At 64.5% G+C, this 20,826-nt stretch carries 23 protein-coding genes; 5 read left to right on the forward strand and 18 right to left on the reverse strand.

Annotated features, from left to right (window positions below):
* Window positions 1-14: 14 nt before the first annotated feature.
* The 5 genes from IVB29_RS10030 to IVB29_RS10050 all read right to left on the reverse strand — a co-directional run bounded on the left by IVB29_RS10030 (window position 15) and on the right by IVB29_RS10050 (window position 3,959).
* The gene (locus tag IVB29_RS10030; RefSeq protein WP_028152484.1) at window positions 15-356 is read right to left on the reverse strand and encodes an integration host factor subunit alpha; all 342 of its coding nucleotides are present in this window, start codon (window positions 354-356) and stop codon (window positions 15-17) included.
* A 134-nt stretch (window positions 357-490) separates the two neighbouring features.
* Window positions 491-1,471 carry a beta-ketoacyl-ACP synthase III gene (locus IVB29_RS10035; RefSeq protein ID WP_247503231.1) on the reverse strand — a complete coding sequence of 327 codons (981 nt, stop codon included), beginning with the start codon at window positions 1,469-1,471 and terminating at the stop codon, window positions 491-493.
* Window positions 1,468-2,529 carry a phosphate acyltransferase PlsX gene (gene plsX / locus IVB29_RS10040; protein ID WP_247503232.1) on the reverse strand — a complete coding sequence of 354 codons (1,062 nt, stop codon included), beginning with the start codon at window positions 2,527-2,529 and terminating at the stop codon, window positions 1,468-1,470. The genes IVB29_RS10035 and plsX overlap by 4 nt, the downstream gene beginning before the upstream one ends.
* 300 nt (window positions 2,530-2,829) lie before the next feature.
* On the reverse strand, window positions 2,830-3,399 hold the full coding sequence (locus IVB29_RS10045; protein WP_247503233.1) for a DUF177 domain-containing protein: 570 nt from the start codon (window positions 3,397-3,399) through the stop codon (window positions 2,830-2,832).
* Window positions 3,396-3,959, reverse strand: a complete 564-nt coding sequence (locus IVB29_RS10050; protein ID WP_247503234.1) for a ubiquinol-cytochrome C chaperone family protein — start codon at window positions 3,957-3,959, stop codon at window positions 3,396-3,398. The genes IVB29_RS10045 and IVB29_RS10050 overlap by 4 nt, the downstream gene beginning before the upstream one ends.
* Window positions 3,960-4,057: 98 nt before the next feature.
* Here IVB29_RS10050 and IVB29_RS10055 point away from each other — a divergent pair, with 98 nt between their 5' ends.
* Window positions 4,058-4,543, forward strand: coding sequence for an outer membrane protein assembly factor BamE (locus IVB29_RS10055; protein WP_129272159.1), 486 nt, complete (start codon window positions 4,058-4,060; stop codon window positions 4,541-4,543).
* Between the two features lie 117 nt (window positions 4,544-4,660).
* On the forward strand, window positions 4,661-5,662 hold the full coding sequence (locus IVB29_RS10060) for a tripartite tricarboxylate transporter substrate binding protein (protein WP_247503235.1): 1,002 nt from the start codon (window positions 4,661-4,663) through the stop codon (window positions 5,660-5,662).
* 140 nt (window positions 5,663-5,802) lie between these two features.
* On the opposite strand, the gene IVB29_RS10065 is transcribed toward IVB29_RS10060, so the two are convergent.
* The 12 genes from IVB29_RS10065 to IVB29_RS10120 form a co-directional block, all read right to left on the reverse strand.
* On the reverse strand, window positions 5,803-7,923 hold the full coding sequence (locus IVB29_RS10065) for a sodium-translocating pyrophosphatase (protein ID WP_247503236.1): 2,121 nt from the start codon (window positions 7,921-7,923) through the stop codon (window positions 5,803-5,805).
* 238 nt (window positions 7,924-8,161) lie between these two features.
* Window positions 8,162-9,160, reverse strand: coding sequence for a thiamine-phosphate kinase (gene thiL, locus IVB29_RS10070; protein ID WP_247503237.1), 999 nt, complete (start codon window positions 9,158-9,160; stop codon window positions 8,162-8,164).
* Between the two features lie 170 nt (window positions 9,161-9,330).
* Complete coding sequence (nusB, locus tag IVB29_RS10075; RefSeq protein WP_247503238.1) at window positions 9,331-9,825, reverse strand: transcription antitermination factor NusB; 495 nt, start codon at window positions 9,823-9,825, stop codon at window positions 9,331-9,333.
* A gap of 3 nt (window positions 9,826-9,828) precedes the next feature.
* The gene (gene ribH / locus IVB29_RS10080; RefSeq protein WP_247503239.1) at window positions 9,829-10,320 is read right to left on the reverse strand and encodes a 6,7-dimethyl-8-ribityllumazine synthase; all 492 of its coding nucleotides are present in this window, start codon (window positions 10,318-10,320) and stop codon (window positions 9,829-9,831) included.
* Window positions 10,321-10,394: 74 nt separating this feature from the next.
* Window positions 10,395-11,003, reverse strand: coding sequence for a riboflavin synthase (locus tag IVB29_RS10085; protein WP_247503240.1), 609 nt, complete (start codon window positions 11,001-11,003; stop codon window positions 10,395-10,397).
* A gap of 1 nt (window position 11,004) precedes the next feature.
* The gene (ribD, locus tag IVB29_RS10090; protein ID WP_247503241.1) at window positions 11,005-12,153 is read right to left on the reverse strand and encodes a bifunctional diaminohydroxyphosphoribosylaminopyrimidine deaminase/5-amino-6-(5-phosphoribosylamino)uracil reductase RibD; all 1,149 of its coding nucleotides are present in this window, start codon (window positions 12,151-12,153) and stop codon (window positions 11,005-11,007) included.
* A complete protein-coding gene (gene nrdR, locus IVB29_RS10095; RefSeq protein WP_247503242.1) occupies window positions 12,150-12,632 on the reverse strand; it encodes a transcriptional regulator NrdR in 483 nt (160 codons plus the stop codon). The genes ribD and nrdR overlap by 4 nt, the downstream gene beginning before the upstream one ends.
* Before the next feature lie 29 nt (window positions 12,633-12,661).
* On the reverse strand, window positions 12,662-13,960 hold the full coding sequence (glyA, locus tag IVB29_RS10100) for a serine hydroxymethyltransferase (protein WP_247503243.1): 1,299 nt from the start codon (window positions 13,958-13,960) through the stop codon (window positions 12,662-12,664).
* Between the two features lie 257 nt (window positions 13,961-14,217).
* Window positions 14,218-14,439 (reverse strand): hypothetical protein, encoded by a 222-nt coding sequence (locus IVB29_RS10105; protein ID WP_008131709.1) that lies wholly within the window; start codon window positions 14,437-14,439, stop codon window positions 14,218-14,220.
* Window positions 14,440-14,476: 37 nt separating this feature from the next.
* Entirely contained in the window at window positions 14,477-14,713 is a 237-nt protein-coding gene (locus IVB29_RS10110) for a hypothetical protein (RefSeq protein WP_247503244.1), read from the reverse strand.
* A gap of 200 nt (window positions 14,714-14,913) precedes the next feature.
* The gene (locus IVB29_RS10115; RefSeq protein WP_092029981.1) at window positions 14,914-15,432 is read right to left on the reverse strand and encodes a MarR family winged helix-turn-helix transcriptional regulator; all 519 of its coding nucleotides are present in this window, start codon (window positions 15,430-15,432) and stop codon (window positions 14,914-14,916) included.
* A gap of 496 nt (window positions 15,433-15,928) precedes the next feature.
* Window positions 15,929-16,432: a DUF6163 family protein gene (locus IVB29_RS10120; RefSeq protein ID WP_247503245.1), complete on the reverse strand. Its 504-nt coding sequence runs from the start codon at window positions 16,430-16,432 to the stop codon at window positions 15,929-15,931.
* Window positions 16,433-16,554: 122 nt separating this feature from the next.
* Between IVB29_RS10120 and hemB the strand changes: the two genes are divergently transcribed.
* The 3 genes from hemB to IVB29_RS10135 all read left to right on the forward strand — a co-directional run bounded on the left by hemB (window position 16,555) and on the right by IVB29_RS10135 (window position 19,167).
* A complete protein-coding gene (hemB, locus tag IVB29_RS10125; RefSeq protein WP_247503246.1) occupies window positions 16,555-17,613 on the forward strand; it encodes a porphobilinogen synthase in 1,059 nt (352 codons plus the stop codon).
* A gap of 115 nt (window positions 17,614-17,728) precedes the next feature.
* A complete protein-coding gene (locus IVB29_RS10130) occupies window positions 17,729-18,271 on the forward strand; it encodes an RDD family protein (protein WP_247503247.1) in 543 nt (180 codons plus the stop codon).
* 119 nt (window positions 18,272-18,390) lie between these two features.
* Window positions 18,391-19,167 (forward strand): arginyltransferase, encoded by a 777-nt coding sequence (locus IVB29_RS10135; RefSeq protein WP_247503248.1) that lies wholly within the window; start codon window positions 18,391-18,393, stop codon window positions 19,165-19,167.
* 177 nt (window positions 19,168-19,344) lie between these two features.
* Here the strand turns inward: IVB29_RS10135 and IVB29_RS10140 are convergent, their stop codons facing one another.
* On the reverse strand, window positions 19,345-20,709 hold the full coding sequence (locus IVB29_RS10140) for an Nramp family divalent metal transporter (protein WP_247503249.1): 1,365 nt from the start codon (window positions 20,707-20,709) through the stop codon (window positions 19,345-19,347).
* Window positions 20,710-20,826: the final 117 nt, after the last annotated feature.

The following is a 20,826-nucleotide window of genomic DNA, read 5'->3' on the forward strand; positions in this document are numbered from 1 at the left end:
TTTCCGAAAGGCGGTTACGCCTCGGGTTGCGCCTTGCTGGCGTCGCCATTGCCGCGATGCTGGGTGTTGATCCGCTGCTTCAGGATCGCCGACGGCTTGAACACCATCACCCGGCGCGGCGAGATCGGCACCTCGGTGCCGGTCTTCGGATTACGGCCGATTCGCTGACCCTTCTTGCGCACCATGAAGGAGCCGAACGAGGACAATTTCACCGTCTCGCCCTTTTCAAGGCAGTCGGTGATCTCCTTCAGCACGAGTTCCACGAACGCAGACGATTCCGTCCGCGACAGCCCCACCTTCTGGTAGACGGCTTCGCAGAGATCAACACGCGTTACGGTTTTACTTTGATCGGTCATCGCCCTGCCCCACATCACGGCGAACAATTGTTGTCTGAAATTATGAGGTTACGATACGATGGTCAACAGCGCTCATCAATGCAGACGCATCGATAATCCGCGCTGATTCGGGCAAAATTTTATCGACTGTGGCCTTACCAGCGCACGAGCGCGGAGCCCCAGGTGAAGCCGCCGCCCATCGCCTCCAGCAAAACCATGTCGCCGCGCTTGATGCGGCCGTCCCTGCGCGCCACCGACAGCGCCAGCGGGATCGAGGCCGCCGAGGTGTTGCCGTGACGGTCGACCGTCAGCACGACCTTCTCCGGCGCGATGTGGAGCTTGTGGGCGGAGGCGTCGATGATTCGCTTGTTGGCCTGGTGCGGCACGAACCAGTTGATGCTGTCGGCATTGAGCCCGGTGGCCTCGAAGGCATCGACGATCACGTCGGTGATCATGCCGACCGCGTGCTTGAAGACCTCGCGACCCTCCATGCGCAGATGGCCAACGGTTTGGGTCGAGGACGGCCCGCCGTCGACGAACAGTTTTGCCTTGTGGCGGCCGTCGGAACGCAAGTGCGTGGTGACGATGCCGCGGTCGGTCGCGGCATTGCCCAGCTGCTCCTGCGCCTCCAGCACCACCGCGCCGGCACCGTCGCCGAACAGCACACAGGTGCCACGGTCGTTCCAGTCGAGGATGCGCGAGAAGGTCTCCGCACCGATCACCAGTGCGCGCTTGTAGGCGCCGGTGCGCAGGAAATTGTCCGCCGTGGCAAGCGCGAACACGAAGCCCGAGCACACCGCCTGCAGGTCGAAGGCCGCGCCGTGGTTGATGCCAAGCGCGTGCTGGACGGCAACAGCCGTCGCGGGGAAGGTGTTGTCAGGTGTCGAGGTCGCCAGCACGATCAGCTCGATCGACTGCGCGTCTAGGCCGGCATCGGTGAGCGCTGCCTGCGCCGCCTTGATCGCCAAATGCGAGGTGAACTCGCCCTCGGCGGCGATATGCCGCTCGCGAATCCCGGTGCGCTGCACGATCCACTCGTCGGACGTATCGATACGTGCCGCCAACTGGGCGTTGGTCACCACCTGCTCCGGCAGATAAGAGCCGCAGCCGAGCACGACCGAACGAATTTGAGTCACGAAACATCCTCCGGCGCGGGCTGCACTGAATTGAGCGCACCACCCTCGCGCTTGAGCATCTGATTGATCTTGTTCAGGAGATCGTAGTGAGCCATCTCATAACCAACATCGATCGCATAGGCAAAGCCTTCGGCGCCGGTTCCGCCATGGCTCTTGACCACGATCCCGTTCAATCCAAGGAATACGCCGCCATTGGACTTGTTCGGGTCCATCTTGTTGCGCAGGGCCTGGAAGGCACCGCGCGCGAACAAATAGCCGAGCCTGGAGAGCCAGCTCCGCTGCATCCCCTCGCGGAGCAACTCCGCCATCTGGCGCGCGGTTCCCTCGGCAGCCTTGAGCGCGATGTTGCCGGCATAACCTTCGGTGACGATGACGTCGGCGAGACCCTTGCCGATGCCGTCGCCCTCTACGAAGCCGATATAGTCGAGCTCCGGCAGGTTTCTCGCGCGCAGGATCTCACCGGCGTCGCGGATCTCCTCGTGGCCCTTGATCTCCTCGGTCCCGATATTGAGCAGGCCGACCGTGGGTCGCTTCTTGTCGAGCAGCACGCTCGCCATCGCTGCGCCCATGAGCGCGAGCGACACCAGATGGTGCGCATCGCCGCCGATGGTGGCGCCAAGGTCCAGCACGACGGACTCGCCCCGCTTGGTCGGCCACATCCCTGTGATCGCCGGGCGGTCGATCCCCGGCAGCGTGCGCAGGTGGAAACGCGACATCGCCATCAGCGCACCGGTATTGCCGGCGGAGACCGCAACATGCGCCTCGCCCTGCTTCACCGCATCAATGGCGAGCCACATCGAGGAGGTCTTGCGGCCACGCCGCAGCGCTTGGCTCGGCTTGTCCGAGCCGCTGACGGCAACGTCCGTATGGATGATCGTCGAAGCTGCCTTGAGCTGGGGGTACCGATCGAGCTCGGGCTCGATCTTGGCGCGGTCCCCGACCAGCAGGAATTCGGTGTCGCGATGCCTGCCAAGCGAAATGGCGGCGCCCGGAATGACCACGGCGGCGCCGGCGTCGCCCCCCATGGCGTCAAGCGCAATGCGAACCTTGCTTGGCATAAAAGTCCTGGAAAACCTGGTCTGGTGCGGTCTTGAACGAGCGGGGCCGCAGAATGGCTTCGCCATGGACACATGGCGACCGGCCTGGCGCCACGCCGCGCCCTGACCGGCGCGACAATAGCGTTTTGCTACCCCGAAACAACCTCTTGCCCCCAGCCTTTTGCATTCGGGGCGATCCGGCGACGGACGCGCGGACCTAGCAGGAAATACATAGAAATCAAATAGATAAATCGGGCTCTCAAACCACTCCCGCAGACGCCTCGCGCCCCGTAGCAAAGCGGTGCCACGGGGAATCGGCGGCTACTCGCCTTTCTTCTTGTCCTGAAGCGCCTTCAGCACCGCGAAAGGATGGTCCTCCGGGTCGGGGGCTATAACCTCCGCCTCGAACACAGTCCCCGGCTTCCGCGGGTAGGGATCGATCGCCAGGAACAGGGCATCGGTTGCGAGCCGGCCGAGGTCGATGATGCCATTGATAATGGCCTCCGGCGGGTCGGCGACCTCCGGCGGCTCCTCGCCGTCCCGGCCTTGCTCGATCAGGTCGGCCAGGCGCCGCACCTCGGCCTCGGGGGCGAATATCAGGTCCACCTCCTCCTCGATCTCATTCTCGATCGGATCGAGCGTGACCACGCAGGTCTGGCCGATCCGGGCACGGACCCGCCCCGTGACCTGGAGCCGGTTGCCCCTTTTCGGCACGATTTCGAAGTCGGCCTGGGCGGAAAGGACCTCGCGCAAGCCGGCGAGCTCGGCCATCGCCTGCCGCTCAGCGGCCGATGCCTCGAGCTTGCGATGCAGGCCGGTGTCGGGAATTTGCGCAACGATCACAGGGACCCGCCAGGGATCGGGCTTGGTTTCGGCGTTTGGTCGGCTCATGGCGTGACATCCTCGGGAAGCGCCGGGGGAAATTTGAAGGATGCGCACAGCAGCGCAACCTCATCGGTCCGGTCGAGATCGGCCTGCGTGGCTCGGGCGTAAGCCGCGAGCCGGTGTGCCTGGTCCATCCCGGCCCCATTCAAGATATTCTTGCAGATCGCCGACGCCAGCGCCTCGCCGCCGGCTTCCGTGGCCTGGTCGTAGGCTTGGTCGTAGGCTTGGACCCGGCCGTAAAAGGCTTCGCCGAAGGCCCGCATCCGCTTCGGCACTGTCTGGTCGCCGATCCCCATCTCGCGCAGATTGTCGTCCATGTCCTCGCAGAAGCGGTCGAACAGCGCCTGCGACAGCTCCGTGGCGCCCTGAACCGTGCGCAGGCGGCGCAGCAGCAGCCAGAGATGCAGCAGCAACAGGTCGAAACGCCCGTTAACCGTATCCGGGACGCCCAAGTCGCGGTAAAATATGGGTTCTCGCGCCTGCGTCACGATCATGCCATAGATGGCTTCAATGGTGCCGCCCGGGGCGAGCCGGGGTTTCCTGAAGTGATTGAACGGCCAAAGCATTGTGGTTTCCGCAAGCGGGCGCGCGCGATTTGCATTCAGAGCCTCCGCCCGGTACTTCAGCGCCTCGCGCGACGCAAGGGGACGGAATCAGTTCCGCTATGACGATAACGATTAGGACCAGCCTGCGCGCCAACAAGCAGCGCGGCCTTTCTGCACGCTGGCGCGGCCTGCGCATGCTCGCGGCCGTGGCTCTGGTCGGCGGCGCCCTTGCGGGCTGCACCGGCGAGCAATTCCAGAAGGGCTACATCCTGCCGCCCGGCGCGCTGGAGCAGATTCCGATCGGCGCGAGCCAGGACCAGGTGCTGATCGTGATGGGCACGCCCTCCACGGTCGCGACCCTCGACGGTGAAGTGTTTTACTACATCTCGCAGCGCTCGGAGCGCGTGGTCGCCTTCATGAATCAAAAGGTGGTCGATCAGCGCGTCATCGCGGTCTACTTCGACAAGAACCGGCGCGTGCGCCGGCTTGCGAATTACGGCCTCCAGGACGGCAAGATCTTCGACTTCATCAGCCGGACCACGGCGACGTCGGGTCAGGAGATGAGCTACCTCGCGCCGTTGTTCAAGCTGCTCAGCTTTAACTAAGCCTTCAGCCTGCGGCGTCGTGCCGCTCTCCGCGCTGCACTTCCCGTCGCGTACGACTTGCCGTTGCGCGCCGGGTTCCATACGCTCTCTGCAAAACAAGAAGCAGGGAGTGGATTCGTGCCCAAAACTTTGTTGTCCCGCCGCCGCGTGCTCACCGGTGCTGCCGGCCTCTCCGCCGCAGCGATCCTGCCGCGATCGAGCCTCGCCGACTGGAAGCCCACCGAAAACGTCCGCGTCATCGTGCCGGCAGCCGCCGGCGGCTCGACCGACGTCATGGGCCGGCTGCTCGCCGCTCACCTGCAAACCGCCTGGGGCCAGTCGGCCGTCGTGGAAAACCGCTCCGGCGGCGGCGGCACGATCGGCACGGCGGAGGTCGTCCGCTCAAAGCCTGACGGACACACCATCCTGATCGGCAATCCCGGGCCGAACGCGATCGCCTACAGCATCTTCAAGAACCTCACCTACAAGCCGGACCAGCTCCAGCCTGTCACCAACATGATCCGGATCCCGAACATCGTGTCGGCGCATCCGAAGACCGGCATCAAATCGATCGCCGAGCTGATCGCCTATCTGAAGGCCAATCCGGACAAGCTCAGCTATGCCTCGTCCGGCGTCGGCCAGAGCCCTCACCTCACCGGCGCCTGGTTCCTGCAGCTCACCGGTCTGAAGATGACGCACATCCCGTTCCGCGGCGCCGGGCCTGCGCTCCAGGCCGCGCTCGCCGGCGACATCCAGATCCTGTTCGACAATCTCTATCCGAGCCTGCCGCAGGTTCAGAACGGTACCCTCACCGGCCTCTGCGTCACCACGACCGAACGCAGCGACCTCGCGAAGGACCTGCCGACCATGCGCGAGAGCGCGCCGGAGCTGGCGAACTTCGACGTCTCGTCATGGTTCTCCGTGTTCCTTCCCAAGGGCGCCCCCGACGGCGTGCTCGAGGCGCTCAATCTCCAGGTCAAGGCGATGCTGGAGCGCGACGACATGAAAAAACAGATCGTCGCCATGGGCGCCCGCGCCGACTACGGTACCCCGCAGCAGTTTGCCGACTTCGTGGACGCCGAGACGAAGAAGTTCGCCGGCATCATCCAGAAGGAAGGGCTGCAGATGGATGTGCAGTAGCGGCACGGCCACGATTCGTACGGCGGATTAGCGCAGCGTAATCCGCCGATTGCTGCGGTACCTAAGGTGGCGGGCGCTGCCCCTGACAAAAAAAGCCCGCGGCTTTCGCCGCGGGGTTATCTTGAGCCTCTGCTCGCAACTCAGTGCGCGAGGACCGCCAGCAGCAGCAGAGCCACGATGTTCGTGATCTTGATCATCGGATTCACCGCGGGGCCCGCCGTGTCCTTGTAGGGATCACCGACGGTGTCGCCGGTCACCGCCGCCTTGTGGGCATCACTGCCCTTGCCGCCGTAATGGCCATCCTCGATGTACTTCTTGGCGTTGTCCCAGGCGCCGCCGCCTGAGGTCATGGAGATCGCGACGAACAAGCCCGTCACGATCACGCCGAGCAACATCGCCCCCACGGCGGAGAACGCCGCCGACTTGCCGGCCACGCCGCCGCCCGCGATCGCGTAGATCAGGAAGTAAACGACGATCGGCGACAGCACCGGAAGCAGCGACGGGATGATCATCTCCTTGATCGCCGCCTTGGTCAGCAGGTCAACCGCCTTGCCGTAGTCCGGCTTGTCGGTGCCCTGCATGATGCCCGGCTTCTCGCGGAACTGACGACGCACCTCTTCGACGATCGCACTGGCAGCACGCCCCACCGCCGTCATGCCCATCGCACCGAACAGATAGGGCAAGAGACCGCCGAACAGCAGGCCAACAACCACATAGGGGTTGTTGAGCGAGAAGTCCGGATTGACACCGGCGAAGTATGGATGGTGTGCGGCGTCCGCAACGAAGAACTTGAGGTCCTGGTTGTAGGCCGCGAACAGCACCAGGGCACCGAGACCGGCGGAGCCGATCGCGTAGCCTTTGGTCACCGCCTTGGTGGTGTTGCCGACCGCGTCGAGCGCGTCGGTCGATTTGCGCACCTCCTTCGGCAGGCCCGCCATCTCGGCGATGCCGCCGGCGTTGTCCGTCACCGGACCGAAGGCATCGAGCGCGACGACCATGCCGGCCAGCGCCAGCATGGTGGCGGTCGCGATCGCGATGCCGAACAGGCCGGCCAGGCTGTAGGTGACCAGGATGCCGGCGATGATCACGATCGCAGGCAGCGCGGTCGATTCCATCGAGATCGCCAGACCCTGGATCACGTTGGTGCCGTGGCCGGTCACCGACGCTGCCGCAATCGATTTCACCGGGCGATAGTCGGTGCCGGTGTAGTATTCGGTGATCCAGATGATCAGCGCCGTGACGACGAGACCAACCACGCCGCATTCGAACAGCGCCATGCCGGTGTACTCGACGCCCTCAAGCTTGCCGAAGCCGATCAGGGAGTAGATCACGCCGGCAATGCCGACCAGCGACAGGATGCCGGTTGCGATCAGTCCCTTGTAGAGCGCGCCCATGATCGACTGGCTCGGCCCGAGCTTGACGAAGAAGGTGCCGATGATCGAGGTGATGATGCAGATGCCGCCGATCGCGAGCGGCAGCGTCATCATGTTGGAGAGGATCGGCGTCTTGGCGAAGAAGATCGCCGCGAGCACCATGGTGGCGACCGCGGTCACCGCGTAGGTCTCGAACAGATCGGCGGCCATGCCGGCGCAGTCGCCGACGTTGTCACCGACGTTGTCTGCGATGGTCGCGGGGTTGCGCGGATCGTCTTCCGGGATACCCGCCTCGACCTTGCCGACGAGATCGCCGCCGACATCCGCACCCTTGGTGAAGATGCCGCCGCCAAGACGGGCGAAGATCGAGATCAGCGAGGCGCCGAAGCCGAGCGCCACCATGGCGTCGATGACGGTGCGGCTGTCGGGTGCGAGCTTCAGCGAGTGGACCAGGAAGCCGAAATAGAGGGTCACACCTAACAGCGCGAGACCCGCCACCAGCATGCCGGTGATGGCGCCCGCCTTGAAGGCGAGCTCAAGGCCGCCGGCGAGCGACGTCGTCGCAGCCTGGGCGGTCCGCACATTGGCGCGAACCGAGACGTTCATGCCGATGAAGCCGGCCGCCCCCGACAGGATGGCGCCGATCAAGAAGCCGATGGCGACGTAGAGACCAAGGAAGTAGACGAGCAGGACGAAGATGACGATGCCGACGATACCGATCGTGGTGTACTGGCGCCGCAGATAAGCCTGTGCGCCTTCAGCGACCGCGGCTGCAATCTCCTGCATGCGCGGCGACCCTGCATCCGCGCTCAATACCGAAGACGTCGCCCAGATCGCGTAGACAATAGAAAGCACTCCGCAGAGCACAATCAACCATAATGCTGTCATGTGATTTTTTGCCTCAGATCCTTGATGAACGTATCCCCGGCGCCTTTTGTTTTTCCGTCGTGCGGTGCGGCGCCTTTATGTTGAACAGGGCCGCCCCTTGCCCGAAGGGGCGGCCCTAGTCGGTCACAAGCTTGCCAAAATCAAATTGAGGGTGCAACGCCGGATAAGGCCGAAAAAGCCGATCTCGGCAGGTATTTAGGCCAATCCGGCGAGCTCGGCCGCCGGTTTGGAGCAATTCCTAGAAATGGCTGTAGGACAGCCGCTTCAAGACCAGTTCCTGGCCCTGCCCATCCAGGAAGCGCGGCCGCTCATGGCCCGCGACGATCGTGCCGATGACCGTGACGGCCACACCTGCCGCCTGCCCCGCAGCAATCAGCGCATCGCTTTGCGCGGGCGGCACCGTGCACAGCACCTCGTAATCGTCGCCGCCGGCAAGCAGCGTCTCAACGCAAACGGCGTTGCGCGCAATCAGGCCTACCGCTACGGCCGAGAGGGGTATGCCCGCCGCATTGACGGTGGCCGAGACGCCGGACGCCGCACAGAGTTTCGTCAGGTCGCCGGCGAGCCCGTCGGAGACGTCCATCGCGGCCGTCGCTTGCTCGCGCACGGCCTGCGCCAGCACATTGCGCGGCTGCGGGATGCGATAACGCGAGACCAGAGTGTCCCTGGCAGCGGGATCGGACGCGAGCGCCGCGGCGGCCGTCCCGCCGGTGAGCACATCGAGGCCGAGCGCGGCATCGCCGATCGTCCCCGTCACCAGGATAAGGTCGCCCGGCCGCGCGCCGGTGCGGCCAACCATCCGCCCCTTCGGCACGCGGCCGAAGGCGGTGATCGAGATCATCTGCGGTCCCGGCGTCGACACCGTGTCGCCGCCGAGCAGCGGGCATCCGAAGGTTTTTGCGTCCTCGCCCAGCGCATCGGCGAACGGCCTGAGCCAGGCATCCTCCTTGCTGCGCAGTGCCAGCGTCAGCACGAAGCCGGCCGGCACGGCGCCCTTGGCGGCGAGATCGGACAGGTTCACCCGCAGCGCTTTTCGCGCGATGGTGTCGGGCGGGTCGGTGGCAAGATAATGCACGCCCTCGACGACGGCGTCGGTGGTGACGACAATGTCGTCGCCGGACGAGGACAGCACCGCGGCGTCATCGACCAGCCCGAACGCACCGGGATCGGTCGCCAGCGGCTTGAAATAGCGCGCGATGAGGGAGTCTTCGGCGGAGGGACTGTGCGGGTTTGCCATTCAGCCACACCCACCGCTGTCATCGCCCGGCTTGACCGGGCGATCCAGTACGCCGCGCCGCCCCTGCTCAAGCACAACCGCCGCGGCGTACTGGATCACCCGCCTTCGCGGGTGATGACGGCGGAATATGAGGCAGCCGCATCGCATCACTTCACCGCCCTCGCGGACATCTACCCCCGCCCGAACTCGTCACCGCGAAACTGGCGGCCGATCTGGTCGAGCACGGCGTTGACCATGCCGGTCTCCTCGCGATCGACGAAGGCATTGGCGACGTCGACATATTCGGAGACCACCACGCGGCCCGGCACGTCCTTGCGATGCTCCAACTCGTAGGCCCCTGCCCGCAGCACGGCGCGCAGGATCGCCTCGATCCGCTTCAACGGCCAGCCCTTCGACAGCGCCTCGTCGATCAGCGGATCGAGCTTCTTCTGGTCGCGCACGACGCCGGAGACGACGTCGCGGAAGAACGCCGCTTCCGCCGGCAGATACGTGTCGCCCTCGACCTCGTTGCCGAGCCAATGGCTCTCGAACTCAGCAAAGATGTCGTTGATGCCGGCACCGGCGATGTCCATCTGGTACAGCGCCTGCACAGCTGCGAGCCGCGCCGCACCGCGCCGGTTCGCTTTCTTCTCCGCAGGTCCCGCCGGTTTCTTGGTGTCAGCCATGGCTCAGGCCCGCGCCAGGCGGCGTTTGATGCGCAGCATAGCGATCGCGGCACGCGCGGCGTCGCCGCCCTTGTTCAGCTCGCTGGCGCGCGCCCGCGCCCAGGCCTGATCTTCGTTGTTGACGGTGAGGATGCCGTTGCCGAGCGGCAGCTTTCGCGCCACCGCGAGGTCCATCAGCGCGCGCGAGGATTCCTGCGAGACGATCTCGAAATGGATGGTGTCGCCGCGGATCACGCAACCGAGCGCAATCGCCGCGTCATAGGGCTTGCCGTTGGCCGCCGCGGCATCGATCGCGATGGCGACCGCCGCCGGGATTTCCAGCGCGCCGGGAACCGTGATGACGTCATGCGCCAGGCCGGCCGCCTTCAGCTCAGTCACCGCGCCGTCCAGAAGCGCGTCCTGGAGGTCGTCATAGAACCGCGCCTCGACAATCAGCGCCCGCGCGCCGGAAATGTCGGTCTGGTCCTTCAGGGGTGCGCGCCGCGCGTCTGCCATCGTCTAAATCCGTCTATTCTGGGTCGGCCGTTATGTAGTCGCCGCGAGCCGGCAAGCCAAGTTCAAAGAGGCCGTCACTTCATTTCCGTCAGCCGCGCCGCGTAGCGGGCCATCAGATCGACCTCGATATTAACCTCGGCGCCCGTCTTCCAGCCGCCGATCGTCGTGACATCAAGCGTATGCGGGATGATCAGGACCGAAAAGATCACGTCCGTCACCGTATTAACCGTCAATGAGACGCCGTCGAGCGTGATCGAGCCCTTGGTGGCGATGAAACGCGCCAGCTCCCGCGTGGTCGAGAGTTCGAACCGCGCCATGTCAGGCAGGTCCTCGCGGCTGACGATAGTGGCGATACCGTCGGCATGGCCGGCGACGATATGGCCGCCGAGCTCATCGCCGATCTTCAGCGCACGCTCGAGGTTGAGCTTCGTGCCAAGCTTCCAGTGCTTTGCCGTCGTCAGCGCGAGCGTTTCGGCCGCGGCATCGACATCGAACCAGGTTTTGCTGCCCGCGACGCCGGACGCGACCACTGTCAGGCAGACGCCGTTGCAGGCGATCGAGGCGCCATCGGCGATGGTGGTCTGGTCATAGCGGCAGGCGATGCGCAGCCGGTGCAACTGGCCCTGCGCCGTCGGCGTGAAGCCGACGATCTCGCCGATATCGGTGACAATGCCGGTGAACATGTTAAGCGCGCTCGTATATGGTGAGAGTATCCCTGTCGAATGTCTCGCTAGCATGAACCTTATAGGCCTGCGACTGCGTGATTTTCGACAGGGGTATTGCATCGAGCGCATCGACGCCACCGGCGCCCACCTCTTCCGCGCCGCGGAACAGCCAGATCTCGTCGGCGAGGTCGGCCGCCACGAACGAAGCCGCAACGCGGCTGCCGCCCTCGACCATCAGCCGTGAGATGCCCTTCCCAGCCAGTGCATGCAGCACGGCTGGAAGATCGAGCCCGGATGCACTTCCCGGCGGCATGCGCAACATTTGCGCACCGGCGGCACCAAGCCGCGTGGCGGTCGCGGCCTCGGCGAGCTCAGAACTCACCACCCAAAGCGGAGTCTCGCGCGCGGTGCGGACGAGTTGGCTCGATGCGGGGATGCGCAGGCTCTGGTCGAGCACGACGCGCACGGGAGAACGCGCTTCCATGCCCGGCAGGCGGCAGTTCAGTTGCGGATCGTCCGCCAGCACCGTGCCGATCCCGACCATGATGGCATCGATCGAGGCGCGCAGGAGATGCACGCGATTGCGCACGGCCTCGCCGGTGATCGCGAGTGGCTTGCCTCCGGCAGCGCCGATCTTGCCGTCGGGCGAGACCGCGAGTTTCAGGATCACATGCGGACGCTTGTCCCTGATGCGGCGAAAATGCCCGGCATGGTCGAAGGCGGCTTCTGCTGCGCACAGACCCACATCCACCGTGATGCCGGCGGCGCGCAGACGCGCAAGGCCCTGGCCTGCGACGTCCGGATTGGGATCCTCTATCGCGGCGACCACGCGCGTGATGCCGGCAGCGATCACCGCGTCGGCGCAAGGCGGCGACTTGCCGAAATGCGAGCAAGGCTCGAGCGTGACGTAGAGCGTCGCGCCGCGCGCCGCCTCGCCTGCCCGCCGCAGCGCTTCAGGCTCACCATGCGGGCGCCCGCCGGGCTGCGTCCAGCCGCGGCCGACGATCACGCCATCCTTGACGATGACTGCGCCCACCGACGGATTGGGCCAGGTCCGCCCCTGTCCGCGCCGGCCAAGCGCAAGCGCCAGCTGCATGAAGCGGCGATCGGAATCCTTGGTCTCGCGGATTTTCTGGGCGAACTGATCTTCCAGGATGCGGAAGATCATTTGCGTACCGTTGTAAGCCGCGCTTCCTCCTCACCGGAGAGCTCGCCGAGCACGTCGGCGAAATCCTTGGCCTCGCGGAAATTGCGGTAGACCGAGGCGAAGCGCACATAGGCGACGTCGTCGAGCGTGCGCAGATGCTCCATCACGGTCTCGCCGATCACCTCGGAGGAGATCTCGGCTTCGCCGCCGGTCTCGAGCTCACGCACGATGGTGGAGACCATCTTCTCCACCCGCTCCGGCTCGACCTGGCGCTTGCGCAAGGAGATCGACACCGAGCGCATCAGCTTGTCGCGGTCGAACGGCACGCGGCGGCCGTTGCGCTTAATCACGGTGAGCTCGCGCAGCTGCACGCGCTCGAAAGTGGTGAAGCGGAAATTGCAGGCGACGCACACGCGCCGCCTGCGGATGACGGCAGAATCCTCGGTCGGACGCGAGTCCTTTACCTGCGTATCGAGACTGTTGCAGTTCGGGCAGCGCATCCGTTTACCTTGACCAGTTTTGCTGGGCCTTACTGATAGATCGGGAACCGATCGGTGAGCGCCTTGACCCGTTCCTTGATCGCGGCTTCCACCAGCGGCGCCTTGCCGTCGTCGGATTGCGCGATCGCGTTCAGGACCTCGGCGATCATGCCGCCGACCTGCTGGAATTCAGCCACGCCGAAGCCGCGGGTGGTCGCCGCCGGCGTGCCCAGACGAATACCGGAGGTGACGAACGGCGACTCGGGGTCGAAGGGAATGCCGTTCTTGTTACAGGTGATGGCGGCGCGGACCAGCGCCTTCTCCGAGGCGTTCCCCTTCAGGCCCTTCGGCCGGAGGTCAACCAGCATCAGATGGTTATCGGTGCCGCTGGAGACAATGTCGAACCCGTGGCTCTTCATCGCCTCAGCCAGCGCCTTGGCGTTCTCGACCACGTTCCTGGCATAGACCTTGAAGTCCGGCCGCAGCGCCTCGCCGAAGGCGACCGCCTTCGCCGCGATCACATGCATCAGGGGGCCACCCTGCAGGCCCGGGAAGATCGCCGAGTTGAACTTCTTGGTCAGCGCCTCGTCATTCCACAGCATCAGGCCACCGCGCGGACCGCGCAGCGACTTGTGGGTCGTGGTCGTGGTGATGTGGGCATGCGGTACGGGCGAAGCATGCACGCCGCCGGCAACGAGGCCCGCAAAGTGCGCCATGTCGACCAGAAGATACGCACCAACGCTGTCCGCAATCTCGCGAAAACGCTTGAAATCCCAGGCGCGCGAATAGGCCGAGCCGCCGGCGACGATCAGCTTCGGCTTGACCTCCTCGGCCTGCTTGGCGACCGCGTCCATGTCGATGATCTGGTCCTCGCGGCGCACGGTGTAGTGCGCGGCCTTGAACCACTTGCCGCTCATGTTGACGGGCGAGCCGTGGGTGAGATGGCCGCCGGCCGCAAGGTCGAGGCCCATGAAGGTGTCGCCGGGCTGGAGCAGCGCCAGAAACACCGCCTGGTTCATCTGGCTGCCGGAGTTCGGCTGCACGTTGGCGAATTTGGCGCCGAACAGCTTCTTGGCGCGATCGATCGCGAGGTTCTCGGCGACGTCGACCCACTCACAACCGCCGTAATAGCGCGCGCCCGGATAACCCTCTGCGTACTTATTCGTCATCACCGAACCCTGCGCTTCCAGCACGGCCCGGCTGACGATGTTCTCGGAGGCGATCAGCTCGACCTCATGGCGCTGCCGGCCGAGCTCGCCCTTGATGGCGGCGGCGATTTCCGGGTCGGCCTGCTCGAGCGAAGCGCTGAAAAACGAATCGGGCGCGGAGGCGGTTTTGGCTGATGTCATCTTGCGAATATCTCCACCGCCGCAGCCTTGTGGCGGGCTACGGGCGGGTCTGGTGTGGCGATCGGAAGCACGCGCGATCTACCACATCACCCGTCCCCGGCCAAGGGTTTGCGGGTCGGGCCTGATATTTATGCAAGATATGGTGGGGGATTGGCGGAATTGGCTTGAGGACGGTTCTCAGGAACCGCCCCGATCAGATTGTCGCTAAAGGGTCCGCTTTGGACCCTAAACGGCCGCCCCGAGGCAGCCGATATCCCTTACAGCCCGGTATACCCCGCCTTCACGGGATCGACGCTGCCGTCCAGTTGACGCAGATAGGTCAGGCCGCACACCGTCAACCTGTGGGTGTCCTTTTCGCCAGCTTCCATCAAGGTATTAAGGTAGTTCGTCACCTTGGCCCGCGCCTCTGCGCTCGCCGCGGATGTGCGGTTGGCGAGCAGGTCATAGGTCTGCATGATGCGGTCGATGGCGGCTTCCATGGCACCCTCTGGTTTTTCCGGATTTGCGGAGTTCTGATCAGGCAACCGCGCGAGCCTCGGACTGCGCCTCGAAGCGGGCGATGGCCTTGTTGGCGAGCCTGATCTTGTTGAATTCGCCGTGCTGGAGCAGTTTTATGATGATCTCGAGCAGGCGTTCGTTGGTGACGAGCGTGTCGGGGATCGCGCCGGAGCGGCGGAGGTAATTCGCGGCGATCGCATACGCATCGCTCACGAGTTCGACGTTCCCTGCCTGAAGCCCGCGCTCGACCAGCATCGCATCCTCCGATCCGGAGAGACAACTGCGCTGCGGGGAACTGGTTCCGCCCTCCTGGGTAATTATTTCGCAGGTGCGAAGACGACAAAACGCACCGGTCCGGGGGCAACTCCGGGCCGGCGCGCTTGGGGAAGTGAGGCACGTTCGGGAGGCTTGCCGGTCTTGTTGCGGGCCGGCTTGGCCTTATCCCTCTAAAAAACTCAGAGGCGATACAGGATCTGGTCGGTCCAGAACCGCTCGAGGCGGTGCAGGGACTTGTTGAGCGTGGAGAACTCCTCGCCCGAGATGCCACCGACCTGCTCCACCGTCTTGACGTGCTTCTGGTAGAGCGAATCGACGATGCGGCGGATTTCCTGGCCCTGCGGCGTCAGGCGGATGCGCACTGAGCGGCGATCAACGCGCGAACGCTGATGGTCGAGGAAGCCGAGCTCGACGAGCTTCTTCAGATTGTACGAGACGTTGGAGCCGAGATAGTAACCGCGCGTGCGCAGTTCGCCCGCGGTCAGCTCCTTGTCGCCGATGTTGTAGAGCAGGAGTGCCTGCACGGAATTGATGTCGGCGCGGCCACGACGATCGAACTCGTCCTTGATCACGTCGAGGAGCCGGCGATGCAGCCGCTCCACCAGAGTCAAAGCTTCCAGATAGAGCGACTGCACCGAACCCTGCTGGCCGGAGACGCGCTCTGCGGTATCTGCCGCAGTTGCGACGGCTTTCATCATGACACTTCCCCTGTTGTCGTTTTTATCGACACTCATTCGACGAAACTTGTGCTCCGTCTGATAGGTGCAACTTAAGGGGAGGCGTTTGAAGATCGGCTTAAATAAGAGAATAAAGAGATCATGAATTTAAGACAGTGAATTGCGGATTAAGCCTGTCCCACAAGGGCTTTTCGCAACCCTCTGTTGACCCTGGCAAGGTCCTGTTCACCCTCCGTCCGCACCTGATGTCGCATTCCAGAACAGCCCCGCCCCGTTTCGAAACGCACGCGTAAGAGCTGTGGCGGAGCGCGCTGGTTAGCGAAAAGTTACGTCGAATTTTACGCAACGAGTGGTCAACCAAGTGGCCACAACCGCTCTCGTGTCCCGGACGAGCGCAGCGAAGATCCGGGACCCAGGGGCCGCAAATGAGATCGCGGAGAGATGGGCCCCGGCTCTGCAACGCATCGCGCCGCAAGTGCGGCGCGCTGCATTGCGTCCGGGGCACGAGAGATTTCCGCTATGGCGGCCGTTCGCGTGCGGCCATCCAGGCGAGCGCGAGATAGGCGGCGAGCATGAACACCTCGACGCCGACCACGACCAGGCTGCCGCCGTAGATTCCCGGGAACATCAATTCGATCACCGCCATCGACACCACGGTCGTCAGCCACACCACCGCGCCCCAGGGCGTAGCCAGCCACAGACCAACCGCAGCGACGAGCTCGATGACGGCGAAGTAGATGGTCGAGGCCTGCCAGGCCATCGACTGGTTCTCGAACGCCTCGTCCTCGCCGCCGACAAAACCCGTGACCTGCGCCCAGTGATAGAGACCCTTCAGGATCGAGAGCAGCGCCATCACCCGGAGGAACAGCACCAGGCGGCGCGTCCAGACGTTGTCGTCGGACTCCGGCCGCTCCGACGAGATCGCCGCCACCGACATGGCATTGTCTCTGGCATTGTCGCGGGCGGCGTCCCTGGCATTGCCGCCGTCGCGGGCCGCATCGCGGGTGGAAATCTCGGACATGGCCCCTTCTGGCTGGTTCGCCCCGCAAAATCAATCGGCTGCCATCTTTTGCGGCAGGTCAAGCCGCGGTGACGGGAACCATGCGAGCTGGTATAAGAATAATTCCAGCCGGAGGAAGAGTGATGGCGATCAAATACGGACGTCCGATCGAATTGCGCGAGGTTTCGCGCCGGGATGGCACTGCCGCCTCCCCTGCTCTCGATCTGACCATCCGCCCGCGCCGCAACCGCAAGGCCGAATGGGCCCGCCGCATGGTGCGCGAGAACGTGCTCACCACCGACGATCTGATCTGGCCGTTGTTCCTGATCGACGGCAACAACAAGCGCGAGCAGATCGCCTCGATGCCCGGCGTCGAACGGCTCAGTGTCGACCAGGCCGTCCGCGACGCCGAGCGCGCCATGAAGCTCACGATCCCCTGCCTCGCGCTGTTTCCCTACACCGACCCCTCCTTGCGCGACGAAGAGGGCTCGGAAGCCACCAACCCGAACAATCTGGTCTGCCAGGCGGTGCGCGCGATCAAGAAGGAGTTTCCGGAGATCGGCATTCTCTGTGACGTCGCGCTCGATCCCTTCACCAGCCACGGCCATGACGGGCTGATCTCCGACGGTAAGATTTTGAACGACGAGACGGTCGCCGTGCTGGTGCGCCAGGCGCTGGTGCAGGCCGAAGCCGGCTGCGACATCATCGCGCCCTCCGACATGATGGACGGCCGCGTCGCCGCGATCCGCGAAGGGCTGGACCGCACCGGCCTGCTCGACGTGCAGATCATGGCCTATGCCGCGAAATATGCCTCCGCCTTCTACGGCCCGTTCCGCGACGCCATCGGCTCGGCCAAGACGCTCACCGGCGACAAGCGCACCTACCAGATGGACAGCGCCAACACGGATGAAGCGCTGCGCGAGGTCGAGCTCGACATCTCCGAAGGCGCCGACATGGTGATGGTGAAGCCCGGCATGCCCTATCTCGACGTGGTTCGCCGCGTGAAGGACACCTTTGCGATGCCGACCTTCGCCTACCAGGTCTCCGGCGAGTACGCGATGATCGCAGCCGCCGCGAACAACGGCTGGCTCGACGGCGAGCGCGCGATGATGGAAAGCCTGTTGGCGTTCAAGCGCGCCGGCGCCGATGGCGTGCTCAGCTATTTCGCCCCGAAGGTCGCCGAGAAGTTACGGGCGCAATAGAACCGCCCCCGAATCGCCGGAATATTTCGGCTTGCTACCGTCCCTGCGCTCTTGGCACGGGGATGGCCTGCTCCCATGTCGTGCCTTGAGGGTTTCCCTCTTGGGAGGACGGACCATGTCGTATGACTCGGGTAGTTCAGGCGCCTGGCGCAATAGCGGCGCGGTGCAGCCGCACGCCTACGACCCTGACCTGCATCCGGAACTGTTCCGCGGTGTCGCGACACGGCGAGCGTTCGCCTTCCTGATCGACCTTGTCATCATCTCGGTCCCTGTCATCCTCGGCTATGTCTTCATTTTCGTATTCGGCGTGGTCACGCTCGGCGTCGGCTTTCTGCTGTTCGGGATCGCCTGGCCGGCCTCCGTGGTCTGGGCCATCGTCTATTACGGTGCCTGCATCGGCGGTCCCTCGTCCGCGACGATCGGCATGCGCCTGATGGATCTGGAGCTGCGCACCTGGTACGGCGCGCCCGGCTACTTCGTGCTCGGAGCCACCCATGCCGTGCTGTTCTGGGTGACCGTCTCGTTCCTGACGCCCTTCGTGGTGCTGGTCGGCCTGTTCAACGGGCGCCGGCGCCTGCTGCACGATTTCGTGCTGGGCACGATCGTCATCAACAATTCCGTCCGCGCGCCCGTGCCCCAGGCAGCAAGGACGTACTGATCAAGGACCTGTCAACCAGGATCACCTAAGCTGACTGATCTGCTCTGCCACGCAGGCCAATTGACCAGGAGCTTTCGTAGCGCGATGCTGACACCCACTTCGGAGGCCCACGACGTCCCTTGACCCAGCACTCGCGCGACACCCCCCAATTTTACCTCACGGCGCCCTCCCCCTGCCCGTATTTACCGGGCCGGCATGAGCGCAAGGTGTTTACGCACCTCGTGGGGGAGCGCGCGGGCGACCTCAACGATCTCCTGACCCATGGCGGGTTCCGCCGCAGCCAGTCAATCGCCTACCGGCCGGCCTGCGACCAGTGCCGCGCCTGCGTCTCGGTCCGGGTGGTCGCCAACGAGTTCCGCCCCTCCCGCAACTTCCGCAAGGTGATCGCCCGCAACGCCGACATCATCGGCGAGCAGCGCAGCGCGGTACCGACCTCCGAGCAATATTCGGTGTTTCGGGCCTATCTCGACTCCCGCCACCGCCATGGCGGCATGGCCGACATGACCGTGCTCGACTACGCCATGATGGTCGAGGACAGCCATGTCGAGACCCGCATCATCGAGTATCGCAAGCGCGGCCCCGACAGCGGCATCACCGGCCGCGGCGAGGAGCTGATCGCGGTCGCGCTCACCGACGTGCTCAGCGACGGCCTGTCGATGGTCTATTCATTCTTCGAGCCGGGCCAGGAAAGCCGCTCGATGGGCACCTTCATGATCCTCGACCACATCGCCCGCGCCCGCCGCCAGGGGCTGCCCTACGTCTATCTCGGCTACTGGATCGAGGGCTCCAAGAAGATGGACTACAAGGCGCGCTTCCTGCCGCAGCAGCGGCTGGCACCGTCGGGCTGGCTGCGCATCGACGCGCAGGGGGATGCGGCGTCCGAGCCGCAGGATTAACATCGAGCTCCTCAAAGGTACGCCGATGAATGAAGAATCGGAAAAGAGCGTTCCACCGAAGACCGACACGCGCGATCGAGGTGAGCTATTAGACTAGAGCGCCTGCGGGCTCTCCGCGGCCGGCTCCCTTCCGATTTCAAGTTTGATCGAGACGAGGCGAACGCTCGGTAAAGATCTTCACCCGAACAGCGTATCCGCCAGCAGCTTCAGATTCAAAACCACGATCACGCCCGCGACGATCCACGCGATCGCAGCGACGTATGGGGAAATCGCGAACTGGCCCATCTTGCGACGGTCGGAGACGAAGCGGACCAGCGGGATGACCGCAAAGGGCAGCTGCATCGATAGCACGACCTGGCTAAACACCAGCAAATCCGCTGTGCCGCGCTCGCCATAGATCGCGGTAACAACGATCACCGGAATGATCGCGATGCCGCGCGTGAGCAGGCGCCGCGCCCAGCTCGGCAGCCGCAGGTCGAGAAAGCCCTCCATGACGATCTGGCCGGCGAGCGTCGCCGTCACCGTCGAGTTGAGGCCGGAGGCGAGCAGCGCCACTGCGAACAATGTCGAGGCGATGCCCAGCCCCAGCAAGGGCGAGAGCAGCTCGAACGCCTGGCCGATCTCGGCGACGTCCGAATGGCCGCTCTTGTGGAACGTTGCCGCAGCGACCACGAGGATCGCGGCGTTGATGAACAGCGCCAGCATCAGGGCAATGGTCGAGTCCGTCGTTGCCCATTTGATCGCCTCGCGCCGGCCTTCGTCGTTGCGCTCATAGGCGCGCGTCTGCACGATCGAAGAGTGCAGATAGAGATTATGCGGCATCACGGTCGCGCCGATGATGCCGATCGCGATGTAGAGCATCTCGGGGTTGGTGAAGATCTCGGTCGTCGGCACAAAACCCCTGAGCATTTCGGCAACCGGCGGCGCTGCCGCGGCAAGCTGGACCGTGAAGCAAACTGCGATCACGACGAGCAGCGCGATGACGAAAGCCTCCAGGAAGCGGAAGCCGCGATTCATCAAAACCAGCAGCAGGAAGGCGTCGAGCGCGGCGATCAGCGCGCCGCCGATCAGGGGGATGCCGAACAGCAGTTTGAGCGCGATCGCGGTGCCGATGACCTCGGCGAGATCGCAGGCGATGATTGCCGCCTCGCAGGCGAGCCACAGCAGGAAATTCACCGCCGGCGAATAGGTCGCGCGGCAGGCCTGCGCGAGGTCGCGGTCGGTGACGATGCCGAGCCGTGCCGCCAGCGACTGGAGCAGGATCGCCATCAAATTCGAGAGCAGGATGACCGAGAGCAGCGTGTAGCCGAACTTCGAGCCGCCAGCGAGGTCGGTCGCCCAGTTGCCGGGGTCCATATAGCCGACCGAGACCAGATAGCCTGGACCGACGAAGGCGAGCAGCCGCCGCCACCATACCCCCGCCATGGGGATGGCAACCGTGGCATTCACCTCGGCGAGGCTTTTGGTGGTCGGCACGTCAGTGCGCCAGCCGGCGGCGTCTCGGGTCCGGTTCTGGGTCAAGTCGGGCGAGCGAGCATCCATGAGGCGAGAATACCGAAGTCGAACCTTATTGCAACTCATTTGCAACTGCATGTAGCCGCATCGGTTCCCGGTGCGGCTGCGTTTTTGCCCGTCCAATCGGGAACCGGGTGGGTTTGG

Origin of the sequence: Bradyrhizobium sp. 1 (assembly GCF_023073315.1) — a bacterium.
Taxonomy (GTDB): Bacteria; Pseudomonadota; Alphaproteobacteria; order Rhizobiales; family Xanthobacteraceae; genus Bradyrhizobium.